This is a genomic window from Helicobacter cappadocius (assembly GCF_030688855.1).
GTDB lineage: Bacteria > Campylobacterota > Campylobacteria > Campylobacterales > Helicobacteraceae > Helicobacter_J > Helicobacter_J cappadocius.
The window spans coordinates 276,208-290,142 of sequence record NZ_JAUYZK010000001.1; the positions used below are offsets into that span (position 1 = coordinate 276,208).

The 13,935-nt window shown below is 34.8% G+C and carries 9 protein-coding genes; all 9 read left to right on the forward strand.

Translation table 11 applies throughout. The features are described from left to right. The first annotated feature begins 21 nt into the window (after positions 1–21). Positions 22–387, forward strand: a complete 366-nt coding sequence (panD, locus tag Q5I06_RS01285) for an aspartate 1-decarboxylase (RefSeq protein WP_305516392.1) — start codon at positions 22–24, stop codon at positions 385–387. Position 388: 1 nt separating this feature from the next. Beyond that, positions 389–694: a YbaB/EbfC family nucleoid-associated protein gene (locus Q5I06_RS01290; protein WP_305516393.1), complete on the forward strand. Its 306-nt coding sequence runs from the start codon at positions 389–391 to the stop codon at positions 692–694. Further along, positions 694–1,743: a DUF7488 domain-containing protein gene (locus Q5I06_RS01295; protein WP_305516394.1), complete on the forward strand. Its 1,050-nt coding sequence runs from the start codon at positions 694–696 to the stop codon at positions 1,741–1,743. The genes Q5I06_RS01290 and Q5I06_RS01295 overlap by 1 nt, the downstream gene beginning before the upstream one ends. Further along, on the forward strand, positions 1,744–2,622 hold the full coding sequence (locus Q5I06_RS01300) for a polyprenyl synthetase family protein (RefSeq protein WP_305516395.1): 879 nt from the start codon (positions 1,744–1,746) through the stop codon (positions 2,620–2,622). Beyond that, on the forward strand, positions 2,619–3,404 hold the full coding sequence (gene surE, locus Q5I06_RS01305) for a 5'/3'-nucleotidase SurE (RefSeq protein ID WP_305516396.1): 786 nt from the start codon (positions 2,619–2,621) through the stop codon (positions 3,402–3,404). The genes Q5I06_RS01300 and surE overlap by 4 nt, the downstream gene beginning before the upstream one ends. Positions 3,405–3,453: 49 nt before the next feature. Next, entirely contained in the window at positions 3,454–4,095 is a 642-nt protein-coding gene (locus Q5I06_RS01310; protein ID WP_305516397.1) for a hypothetical protein, read from the forward strand. A gap of 10 nt (positions 4,096–4,105) precedes the next feature. Then, complete coding sequence (locus Q5I06_RS01315) at positions 4,106–4,729, forward strand: 6-pyruvoyl trahydropterin synthase family protein (protein WP_305516398.1); 624 nt, start codon at positions 4,106–4,108, stop codon at positions 4,727–4,729. After that, a complete protein-coding gene (locus Q5I06_RS01320) occupies positions 4,723–5,469 on the forward strand; it encodes a 7-carboxy-7-deazaguanine synthase QueE (protein WP_305516399.1) in 747 nt (248 codons plus the stop codon). The genes Q5I06_RS01315 and Q5I06_RS01320 overlap by 7 nt, the downstream gene beginning before the upstream one ends. Before the next feature lie 160 nt (positions 5,470–5,629). Further along, a partial coding sequence (locus Q5I06_RS01325) for a beta strand repeat-containing protein (protein ID WP_305516400.1) occupies positions 5,630–13,935 on the forward strand: 8,306 nt, incomplete at its 3' end.

Sequence of the window (13,935 nt, forward strand, 5' to 3'; positions counted from 1 at the left end):
AGAAAAAGGTTACTGAAAAATATGAGATTTGAAATGCTTCATAGCAAAATACATCGTGCAAAAGTCACTGATGCTAACCTCAATTATGTAGGTTCTATCACTATTGATTCCCATCTTGCCAAAAATGCGGATTTATTTGAAGGTATGAAGGTAGAGATATTGAACATCAATAATGGTGAACGTTTTAGCACTTATGTAATTTTTGGCACTCCTTCTTCTGGAGAAATCTGCCTCAATGGAGCAGCTGCTAGAAAAGTCCAGATAGGAGATATTATTATTATCGTTGCTTATGGAAGCTATGAAAAATCAGAATTACCCTCTTATCGTCCTACTATTGTGATGGTAGATGAGCAAAATAAAATATTATCTATAAAAAACGAGGTGTGAAATGTTTGATCCTGAACAACTAAACGGACTTTTTGGAAATATGCAAAAAGAACTAGCTGGTATGGAAGAAAAGGCAAAAGAAACTACCCTAACTTCCAAAAGTGGAGGAGGGCTTGTGAGTGTGAGCGTAAATGGAGCTGGAGAGCTAGTAGATATAGATATTGACAATAGTCTTCTTGAGGACAAAGAATCTTTACAAATTCTACTTATCAGTGCTATCAATGATGCTTACAAAAGCGTAGAAGAGAATAAAAAATCAATGGCTATGCAAATGCTAAGTGGCCTCAATCCATTTGGAAATCAATAATGCCTAGGGGCTTTTTTAAGATTTTATTACCTGCTATTTTTTTTAGTGGAGTTTTTGGGTATGATTTTTCTCACTGTATCACTTACTACAACCAAGCCACAATACCTACTCAAAATTCCCGTTCTGTTTCGATAAAAACCTCAAAAGGTCCTTTAGAGATAGTTTTTTCTCCTACTCTTCCACAGGGTTTAAAAATACTAAAATCAGATCCATTTGTGGGTTTGTATATTGTGCAGGGAAAAAAACCACATTATTCTTATCAGTTTAAAAATATTGATTCTTATGCTAAAAATAGAGAACTTTCAGCCATTGCTCTAAGATATTCCAAAAAAGGCAAGATTTTAGCATATCAAAAAGGTTTTATCGATTATGCAGAATTTTCTTCTCCTATTCCTAGAAATGGTGTAATTAGTAATATATGCTATCAGATTTATGGGCTAGGAGTAGGTGGAAGATATTTTATTGACAAAAAATATTTAGACAGATTTTTGAGTGAAAAATCAGCTTATTATGGAGATATTGGTGTCAGGGTTATTCAAAAAGACAAATACATTCTTGTGCGTCAAGTTGATCCATTTTTTCAGGATAATCCATTTTTATCAGGAGATGTGATTTTATCCATTAATGGAAAAAATATCAATTCTTATGGAGATTTTGAATGGACATTGAGCAATCTTCCATACAAAAAACCCGCACAAATTGAGATATTAAGAAATACTCAAAAACAAAAATTGAATGTTGTTGTTGATAAACGTTATGGAGGATTTTTACTCCCAGATACTTTTTTGGAGAGATTTGGTATTGTGCTAGACAAAACTCTGACCATCACCGATATTGACGAAAATTCAAAAGAAAAATTAAACTTAAAGATAGGCGATCAAATCATTTGGATTAACGACAAGCCTGTGTTGAAAAATACCGATGATTCCACCCAAAAAGCAAATGATTCTCTTAGAAGTGCTTTGACTCAAGCAGGGTTAAATAAAAATATGGAAATTTTGATTATGCGAAGTGGCTTAGAACTTCGTTTAAAGTTGCAGGAAGAATAAATGGATTTGAATTTTTATCACAAAACATGTAGCGATTTTGAAGAGTTTTTGATGCACTCTTGCCCTAAAATTGAAGGATTTCACCCTTATTTTCAAAATGCTTTTTGGGAAATGCTTCTAAGTGGAGGAAAGAGATTTCGTCCCAAACTTTTATTAGCTATTGTCTCAGGAAGTATCCCTTCTTTGGCAAAAAATGCTTTTTTACCTGCTCTTGCCTTAGAGTGTTTACATACTTATTCGCTTATTCATGATGATTTACCCGCCATGGATAATGCAGATCTTAGAAGAGGGCATCGCACACTCCATAAGTTGTATGATGAAACAGGGGCAATATTAGTAGGTGATGGTCTTAATACCTATGCTTTTTATCTTCTAAGTATAGCTCGTCTTGATGAAGGAGTAAAAATCAAGCTCATTGAGGAGTTGTCTTATAATGGCGGTATTGGCGGAATGGTGATTGGTCAAGCGATGGATTGTTATTTTGAAAATAAGACTTTAGAGTTAGAAAAGCTTGAGTTGATACATCTAAACAAAACAGCCAAATTGATTGCTTCATCTTTGAAAATGGGGGCAATTATTTCAAATCTCTCCATTGATATTCAAAATCAACTCTATGATTTTGGCTTAAAGCTAGGCTTGTATTTCCAAATACGAGATGACATCATTGATGCTACCCAGTCAGAATCTCAAGCTGGAAAGAATACTTCTGCAGATGGGAACAAAAATAGCTATGTAAATTTACTAGGGTTGCAGGGTGCAAAACAAAATGCAAAAGATTTATGTGTGCAGATAATTGAAATGATTGAAAAATACGATATGCCTATCAGGAAAAATTTGGAGGATTTGTTGTCAGGGTATTTATTACAAGGAGATGAATGAAAACAATATTGCTTACCAATGATGATGGTTATGATTCTAAGGGACTTTTAGCACTCAAAGAAGCTCTTTGCGAGATAGCAAACATCTGCATTGTTGCACCATCTACTGAAAAATCTGCCTGTGGGCATGGACTTAGCCTCACAAAACCACTAAGATTTGTAAAAATACAAGAGGATTTTTACAAACTTGATGATGGAACTCCAGCAGATTGTATTTATTTAGCACTCAATACCTTGTATAAGGATAAACATCCTGATTTGATTGTCTCTGGGATCAATCTCGGATCAAATATGGGGGAAGACATCACCTATTCTGGAACGGTTGCAGGAGCTATGGAAGGAGTGATTCATGGCATTCCATCTGTTGCAATCTCACAAGTGATAAAGGACAAATCAAATATTGATGGATTTGATTTTGCCTTAGCCAAACAAAGTATTTTTGAAATAGTGAGCAAGATTTTTGAAGGTGGATTTCCCTTAGAAGATAGAAAGTTTTTAAATATTAATATTCCTCAAATACTTCCTTCAGAATCAAAAGGTTATCAAATCACCCAAAAAGGCTATAGAATTTATAGTAATCAAGCCCATTTTAATACAAATCCAAGAGGACAAGGGTATTATTGGCTTGGACTTCATCCATTGGCTTGGAACGAACGAAAAAAACCTACAGGAATGCTTTCAGATTTTGGTGCAGTATCTAAGGGCTATGTCTCTATAACTCCTATTACATTGGATATGACAAGTTATGAAGACATAAATTCTTTAAGTTTGTGGTTAAAATGACTATTTTGTCGATATTATTCTATACATTTTATAATTCTGGAGAATCCCGATGAAAATTAAAATCTTTACTTTTTGTTTGTTTGTAATGGTTTTTTGGGGCTGTGCTAATAAGCTTAGTATGGGATATTACTCAGTTTTACAAAAGGGTTACACTTTCAATGCAAATGCTCCTATTGTGGTTATTTATGACAAAAATGACTTACTTTCAAGTGGATATGTCAATGCAGTTGTTTATGGATTGCAAATGCAAGGATTTACAAGCGTTTATAAAGAAGGAGATATGCCCTTAAGCCGAGCAAAAAACGCGGTATATATGAGGGTATTTCGTAGTATCATGCCTTTTCCGAATGTAAATTACAGCTTTGCTGCAATTGATGATGGGATGTTGCAGTCTTGCTATTGGTATGGCTCCCAGTTTTATTGTGCTCCCAAAGCTAACAAAACCATTGCCTTAACAGGATATTCAGAGACATTAAATTATATTTCCACTTATCATTTCACATTAGATTGGTATGATCTTAATATCAAAAAACGAGTTTTGTATGTTGATGGTAGCGTAAATGGCAAGACCTGTGGCTATAGTATGCTTTTTAGGGATTTAATATCACACACTATTTCTCGTATTGATTTCACGCGTCCTGAACGTTATCAATATTATTCAGACTTGCCTTATTATTGGCCTTGCAACTAGAGGAGATTTGATGGTTATCAGACGTTCTTTTGGATTTTGTGCTTCGCACATCGTTCGCAACTGTACTTCCAAGAGATGTTCAAGCAGTATTCACGGACACAACTATAAAGTGGAAATTTTTGTTCAGGCAAATTCGCTAGATAGTGCAGGGATGATTCTTGACTTTGGAATTTTTAAAAATCAAATTGCCGATTTTATTGATGGTTTTGATCACTCCCATCATTTTTGGGATGCTGAACAGAGTGATTTTATTGATTTTATCACTCAAAATTCTGCTAGATATGTCAAACTTTCAGTGAATCCAAGTGCCGAAAATTACGCACTTTTGTTGTTGTTTTATATTGATAAAATTTTAGAGGCGATGGAATTTGGCAACTCTGAAGGAGATATTCTTGTCTCTTCTGTGAGGGTTCATGAGACCGATCATGGATATGCAGAGGCTTTTAGAGAAGATTTGTCTAATCCCAAGATGATGAAGCATATTCATATAAATTCTATTTATTTTTCAGAACCCATAATGGCTGAATGGAAAAATCCTATTATGCTCGAAGAACTAAAAAATTATTATGTATCCCCACATTCAAAGCCTTTCAAAAATATTACTCCGCCCCATCAGATAAAGATACAATGTTAGGAATTTCAGAAATATTTTATAGTTTGCAGGGTGAAGGTGAATTTATTGGCACACCGAGCATCTTTGTACGGCTTGGGGGTTGTAACTTAAAATGCACGGGTTTTGGAAATCGCTATGAAGGCAGTAATATCATCGGTTGTGATAGCATTTACGCCGCGAATGCAAAATTTTCAAAAGAGTGGATTTTTTTTCAAAATTCTCAAGAACTGATTTCTTCCATACAATCTTTCAGTACTCTAAAATCTGATATTGTTATCACTGGCGGAGAGCCAACCCTACAATTTAAAAATCCTATTTTACTTCAATCTATAGCATATTTTTTGAAAGAAGGTCATAGGGTTTGTGTAGAAAGCAATGGAAGCATTAAATTTATATTTGATGAGGTGCTAAAAGAGCTTTATTTTACTCTAAGTGTTAAACTCAGCAATTCTGCGGAGCCATTTGAGAAGAGAATCAATATACAAGCGATTCAAAATATCATCGACAATGCAAAAAGTGTTGTATTTAAGTTTGTATTAAATGCGCAAATGTGCGAAGATGGTAGTGCGATAAGAGAAATAAAAGATTTGCTCTCCAAGCTAAAACTCAAAAACAATCGTGTTTATCTGATGCCCCAGGGAGTTTCTGTAGCAGAACTCGATAAAAATATTGAAAAAATCTACCCTCTATGCCTTCAAGAGGGTTTTTCTCTAACAGACAGGATTCACATACGTATCTGGGGAGACAAAAGAGGAGTATAAATACTATTAAATATAAATAGAAATAAATTATTTTACTTTTTATATAAATAAAGCCTTATTTTCGATGTTTTTCGAGATTTTCATCTTTTATTTACTATCAAGTAAAAAAATATGATATGATTCCATTCAAAAATAACAACTAATATCCTAAGGAAAACCTATGAAAAATATAATGAACAGCGACAAAAACAATAAAATAATGTCCTCTAATGCCCAAAATTCGGTTATAGCCCCCCCCCCATTGACTTTTTTAAAAAGCAATTCTTTAGAGAATTTTGAAAATCCAAAAAAATCTCGATCTACTGAAAAATACAACAAATCTTTTATCCCTGTTATTTCTTTTGTGCTTTCTACATTTTTGTTTTCATTTAGTGGTGAGTTAAGAGCAGACACTTTAGGTGATGCTTCTTGCACACTAGGAGATAGTGCTTCTTGTGCGAAGCTTATTTCTGAGCCTAACGGTGTTTCACTCACGCCATTAGGCTCAGATCAGTACAATTTAAATTTCAATATGACGCATTTAGATTTTAATAAATGGCAAAATGAAAATCTCCCTAATAAAGTTATTAATCTAACAGCCAATAATGCTATTATTAATTCTAATGGCAAAGAGATTTATGGAAATAATACGGAAACTAAGTTTAATTTTAAGAATTCAGTTTTAAATGGAACGATCTATTTTTACAAATTTCTATCTTATGGAGCCATCTATCCTTATAGAATGTCTCCTGACACACTTAATTTTGATGGTTCTTATCAGGGAGATTCTAATCCTTCACTCAAAGATTATGCTTTTGTAGGCGACTTAAAGGGACATGTAGCCAAAAGCGTAACATTCAACTTTGCAAACAATGCGAATTGGAAGGGCAACACTTCAATTGATGGTTGGTATACTGGTCATTCTTCATACACATTTAATTTTACGAATTCTTCTTTAGAAGGAAACATCACTGGTCCATCAGATAATGACCATATACACTATAGTACAACAACTTTAAATTACAACTTTTCAGGTAATTCAGACAAAGGCTTCGCTCTAAAGGGTGCTAATGGTGCTAGCTCAAATATATCTGCTGCTAGAGGAGCTTTTAATTTATCCCTTGATAAAGGAGCTAAAGCTTACGCAAATATTACAATGAATTACAATGGATTTAGTGGTTATGATACCCAAAAAGTTAATTTAACTCTTAATGATAACTCTTTCTTGCAGGGTAATGTAGTTTCTTACATGGGTACTATCAACGCTAATTTAACTGACTCTTCTATGATTGGAGGGATTAAAAACTCCACAGGAACAGCTTGGAAATGGAACTTAGACAACTCTAGCGTTGATACAAAGAGTGCAGGGATAACTATAGGAAATGGTGCCACTTTTAATTTTGATCTTAAAAACAACTCTTCTTTGATAGGCAAAGCGAAACTTACTAATAGCAACATTACTGTAACTCTTAATAATTCTTCTTGGCAAGGTGGTGCAAGTGGCAATAGGGGGAATTTCAATCTCAATCTCGATCAAGGTTCTAAAGCTTCTGGAGATATTACGTTTACTACAGATGGCACTACCTATGTAGGTCCTCTTAAGGCAAATATTAACCTTAATAATGGCTCTATCTTAGAAGGAAAGATGAGCACAACAAATGGTAAAATTACAATAAATGCTGATAATGATTCTAAAATCAACGGAAATCTTACTCTAAGTGGTAATTTTTATAATGTTTCTTTTAATCCTTCAGCTACTGTTAATCTGACTAAATCTAGTTGGGTAGGCAACATCACTATTGATAATAGTGGCACTTCTAACAATCTCAATGTGAACCTCACCCTTAACAACAACTCTTCAATACTAGGCAATATCACTACCACCACTGGCTCTACCAACCTCACCTTAAATGCAGCTTCCTCTGCAGATACCATCACCTCTACAGGGGGCAACACTACTTTAAATGCTAATTCAGGTTCTTCTGTTAGTACCATCAATAATAATGGTGGCACAGGTAAATACACCTTTGATAACTCCACCCTTAACACCTACAATACTAAAGTAAGCAATGGAACACTCACTCTTAATAACAACTCTGTATTGAACAACCTTGTTGTTACAAATGGCAATGCCAATATCTTTTTAAACTCAGGCTCTACTTTAAACAAGATCAATTTAACTGCAGCTCCATCATCTACAACCACCAACATCACAGCTGATAATGCAAGTATAGGGAATCAAATTTATGTCAATAATGGTGCAAAAGCTATTTTGAACATCAGCAATAACTCTAAAATCGGAACACCTTCTAGTGCTAGTTCTACTTATTCAATAGGTGCAGCTTGGGGAAGTATCAACGCAACCATAGACAACTCCAATGTATATGGTGCACTTACTTGGCAAGATGGAACACTCAATGCCAATTTTACTAACAACTCCAAACTCATAGGAGATATTGGATTTAAGAGTTGGCCAAGTCCTTCTGCTGGAAATGTTAATGGCTCTGGTAATATCAGTTTTGCTGATTCTTCTATGGAAGGAGACATCAATGTCTTAGAAAAAACAAAAAACAAAGGCACACACACAAGCTTGACCCTCTCTTTTACTGGAAACTCTTCTTATAAAGGTTCTATCAATGTAACAGATGGAGGCACTAGCAATCCTGGAGGAGCTAGTTTAAATGCTAGTTTTACTAACACAGCTTTAGATATTAAAGAAATCTCTGCTTCTGCTGCTAAGAGTGATTCTACTCTTAGTTTTACAAATATCTCCAATGCAAAAATTGGAAACATTGCTTTTGATAATGGAACTTTAACTGGGGATTTCTCTTTTTCTTCTTTGGGCAATATCATTAATACCAATGCCAACTCTTCTATTAGCCTTAAAGACACACAAGCTCAAAGCTATGGAAATATTGGTTCTTCTGCTAAAACCTATAATGGAAGCTTATTAGCTGATTTTGATTTCACTCCTTCTACTAATTCAGACACATCTGACACAGATTCTAATGTCAGTTCAAATGCTACAAGCATTGGGGATATTTATTTAGGTTCTAATTCTACAGCCAATCTCTCTTTTACTTTTGCAGGATTAAATGCAGATGGGAGTCTTATCAATAAACAAGCAATCACAGATCCTAGCACATCTAATACAAGAAATGTAACAATAACAGGAGGGTCTGATAGCTCTTCTTTTAGTTTTTCTAACATTGGCACATTGGATTTAAGCCTAGCTAATTCTTCAGATGCTTCCAGTGCTGATGGTAGTGCTAAGGATATCATAGATAGCATTGCTAAAGACACAGGCATCTCTCTTAGTAATGTCAAAGGAAGCTTGGGTCTTTTAAAAACCAATGTGGTTTTAAATACTCCTAGCTCAAATAGTTCAACTTTAATTGCCAACTCTATTTTCTCCCTTGCTGGTACAGATACCACTAATACAATGAGCAAGGCTGCTTTAAACACAGGCAATAATCATTTTAAAATCCTAAAAGCCACCTTTGGAAATGCTACTTTAGGATTAGATAATGGCACAGGTATTCCTGTTATTATTGCCAATAATGCAAACAATCCAAGTGATGTTTCTTCTTTTTACACTCTAAGTAACCGCACCCATACTTCTGCAACCACAGATAAAAACACTGAAGATGGCTTTGTATTAAATAAATCTTCAGATGCAGATATTGGTTATACAAATGACAATGTTGAAAAACACATCAATTTCATCTTCACTGAAGGGAGCTTTGATAAAAATCAAAGTGGTTATACAGGAACAATCTCTGGAGGAACAGCAAATTCTACCTATGGATTTTATAATGCAGGTTCTCTTAATGTCTCTCAGATCACCAACTATCTAGGAAGCCTCACGCTTTATCAAACTTCCTTAGTTGGAGTGCTTGGAAAAAGCACTCAAAGCACTGCAACAGATGGAAGTGTGAGCTATCTTCCTAAAGATGTTTCTATTGCTTTAGATTATTCAGGAGAAGATTCCAATCCTTATGGCTTAGCGATTGTTGGCACTGGAAAACACAATATTACTTTTAATTTTACTGATAATGATAATGCTGTTAAATTTGGAGGAACTCTTCTAGGAGGAAGCACTAATAAACTAGCAGGAAGCAACAATACAGATAATCAAATCACCATCTATGGTTTAGAAGGTTTAGGAGATAATAATAGTGTTTCTAATTCCTTAATAGATGAGCTAAAAAACGCAGGAGTTTCCTTTAATCAAACAGATACAAGCATAGATGGTTCTAGCTTAACGGATGCTTCATCTAAAGCTTATATCAATGGCTATGATAATGTGAATGATACAGATAAGCAATCTATTGCTAAAGGCACTACCTTTAAATTCTTAAACACCACTTTTAACTCTGATCTCAAAGAAAGTGATTATGCTTTGGATTTGACCTTTGCTTCACAAAGTGTTGCAGAACAATCCAATATCAAAAATGCAGCCAATGACAGCAGTTCTTTGATTATTAATCCCAATAAACTCTTCCCTTTAAGCGCAGCTTCTTACAAAGGAACACTCATTGATTTAAGTGATAATATCTATGATAATTCCCTTTCATTCTTAGGAGAAGGTGCTATTTCAAATGCTAATAACCTTGTAAAGATCAAATTAGGAACTGGAAAAACCACTTTAACAGCTATTGATACACAAAGTACTCTTGTATTAAGCAATACAGATAAAGTCAATGCTGCTTCTAGTTTGAATTTAAGCAATACTTCTTTGATAGGCGATTGGAGCAATGGAGGGAATTTTATCTTTGGAGATAATGCACTTGTTGATTCAAATAACAATCCTGAGTTAGATAGCAACAATCAACCCATCACATTCAATTCTAAATTCTATGGAAAAATATCTAATAGTGCCAACACAGCTTTAAACATCACTTTGAATGAGAACTCTATTTTAAGCAGTTCTAATAGCAATGTAATCAATTTTTATGAAGGAAGCTTAAAGAATACCTCTGAAAATACTTTTGATGTGCCTACTATCAGCTTTAATAATAAAGATAACTCTAAAAACAAACTCATTTTAAATAATCCTGGAGGGATGATTAAAATAGAGGGTCTTAATTCTAACATCAATCTCTCAGATGATTCTTCACTTATCTCTAATAATACAAGCATCATCGGGGATATAACCACTAAAATCAATAAGCAGAGTTCAGGTGTATTTGCAGATCTTAGTTTTAATACCACAGGTAAAAATAGTGCTGGAAATCCTATTAGCAATACCTTTTATCAAGGTGATAATATTGGATTATTAAAAAAAGATTCCACCCTTAGCTTTGTGGGTAAATACTCCATCAGAAGTTCCAAATACGATAGCACTACACAAACAGATAGTGGATGGGTGAATATTGCTTTACCTGGTAATAAAGAAGGTCTGAATTTAGAACTCAACAATACAGGAGCTAATGTTATTCTCTCTCAAGCTGGTTCTACTGTGGGTTGGTTTGCTCAAGGAAATTACAACATCAGAGGAACAAATATCAAAGTCGAAAATGGTATGGATTCAGACAATGGCACACCTGTGAGTTCAAATATGGTCTTTGCTAAAGCCTCAGATGCTACCCAAGATACGCTTTTAAAAACCCAAGATGGGAGTTTGCTCACTTCTAGCACAGATGCTAGTGGAAATACTAAAAATATCAATGACTACATAGAGGCTTCTAGTCTTAGTATTGCTAAACGTATCCAAATAAGAGGAGGTACGCAGAATTACACCTTCATTGGAGATTCTTCTATTGCTACAAGCACAGATACCACCTTGTTGGCTAATTTTAATACAACCATCAATGTGAATTTGATCAACTTAGGAGAAGCCTTAAATTCTAATGCTAAAGTATCAGGTAAAAATGTGAGTGATATTTTATTTGCTTCTAATACAGGAGGAGGAAATACCCAATCTGCTTACAACTATACCCTCAAAGGAACTTCACTTGGAGATACCACAGTTTCTTCAGGCACTGCTGCAAAGGATTCACAAAAAGTAAAAGTGAATTTTAGTGCAATCTTTGATAATAGAGATTTAGACAAAAGAGTAGATAGCAATAACAATGCACAAACCTCTTTGCAATACTATAGTGATAACAACACCATTGGTAATACCAAATTAGATATTGCCAAATCTGCTTTAAATGGAAAATTAGTTTTAGGTACTAGTTCTACACAAGATCTCATCACAGCTAATCTTGATTTTTATGGGAATGATTCTTTTACTTCAAATGCTTCTATTAGCGGAGGAAGTAGCTCTTCAACTTTCAGCTTCCATCATATGGATTTAGACTTTAATACCAGCTCTTCAGCTAGACTCAATATAAAAGGTCAAGCTCTCTTTGATGTAGCTAATATTAAAGGGGTCTTTGATGGAGTAGGGAGTGGAACTTATAGCACTTCTTCGATAAAAGCTGCTGATGGCAAGACTTCTACTAATGGCATCTTAGCTTTTTCAGATGGCACAGCCCCAAGCATAGATGTTTCTAATATTGATAATATTGATTATACAAACTTAGCTCAAGGAGGTTCTTTTAAAGGAGGGGTTTTAAACACCACCAAAGGAGCTTACTATACCTTTATAGGAGCAAACTCTCAAGGCTTTAATACAGCTGCTATATTAGATAGCACAGATAACACCATCTCTAATAAAGATCAAATCACAACCTTAGGTTCTAATTTAGATAAAGCCACTATCAATGTTATAGATGGAGGGGCTTTGATAGGAAAAAACCTAGAAGGCACACAAGCAGGAACAAGCAACACTTTAAACCTATTAGGAAAAACCTCACTTGCTGTGGATGAAAATAAAAATATTTCCATCAATTCAGCAGGACTTACTATTAATGCAACCATTGATAGTTCTAATGCTGCTTTATGGAATGGGGGAGCTACAGATGCAGGGGTTTATAGTGATTTTAATATCATAGATCCACAAGCACAGAGTGATAAAAACCAATCAGCTATCTATCACTTCACCTTCAATGGCAATTATGGCTCTGTAGATTATGATCATCAATTCTACAAAGGAAGCATCACAGGACTTAGCTCAGCTTCACAATTCACTTTTAATAATGCAGGTTATCTCTATGATAAGCAGTTTGAAAACACTCAAGCAATGATTACTCTGCACAACACAGTGATAAAGGGCAATATTTCTACAGATAATATCAATTTAGATTTTAGACCTTCTAGCACCCACCCTGAAGGTCTTATGGGCTTAAGTGGAAACATCATCAAAGCAGATAGCACCAACACCCATCAAAAAAACATCAGCTTTGATTTCACAGGCAATACCTTAAGTGATAAAATCATCAATTCCTCTGCTAGTGATAAGAGCTATTATCTTGCAGGAGATAAGGGTTCTGAATTTAGCTTTATCAATCTCACAGATAACACATCTGATACTTCTTTAGATACTCCTGAAATAAAAGATGGAAGCATCTCTTGGCAAGATAGCACCACTTCTAATGATGGAGTATTTAATACCCTAGCTCAAGCTGGAGTGCATCTAAGGGCAGCTCAAAGCACTGCTTCAGTGCAAGAAGATGGAGAAAAGCTTTTAACTGGAGATTATGCAACCTTAAAAGGAAACAAAGTCCCTCAAAACCTGGATAAAGATGTGAGCTTTAATTTCTATGGTAGCACAATTTATGGAGATACAAGTGATGAGAGTATCAACTCTAGCTATTCTTTGGGCTTTATCTTTGATAATAGAGCAAATGCACAAGATAGGCTCAAAGCATCCAATGATATAACAGAGACTTTTAAATTACAAAGTACTTTAAATCAATCCAGCTTTATTGGTAAAAGCATCCAGAGTGATAAAGATCTCAGTGTTGCCCTCTATGGAAAAGGTGCTTTTAAAAATGAAGACAATACCCTCACACTCAAAGCAGGAGAGGGCAGAGCGTTAAATATTCTAGCTAAATCAGATGAAGGCTCAATGGGAGTGATCGCTATAGATGATTCCCTAAGCACTGCTTTTGCAGCAGGTTCAACCTTGGATATTCAAGGAGCAGGATTTAAGGGAATTTACCTCACTTCTACTGATAAAACAGATCCTAAAAATCCTAAAGGTGGGAGCATCAAGGCAGTATTTGATAGCAATAATGAACTCTTAGAAAATTCTATCTTAGGCACTAAAGATGGTAGCTTGAATGTAAGCATTGATTATACAAGTCCTTTAGATCAAACTAATAGCGATCATGCAAACAATACAGATTCAAGCAAAGCACCTACTTTTATTATTGGCTCTGGCACAACTAATTTATCTTTCACTGATGCAGGGATTATTAAGATCAACTCTTCAAACAAAACCATCGTAGATTCTATCACAGATAGCTCTTCTCAAACTTCTTGGGATAGCTCTTCTGCTGGAACTTACTTTGGGGCAAACTCTACCCTCACCTCAAAGAATACAAGCATCATTGGGGATATTTATGGAAATAGTTTTCAAACTAGTGCTAATGGTAA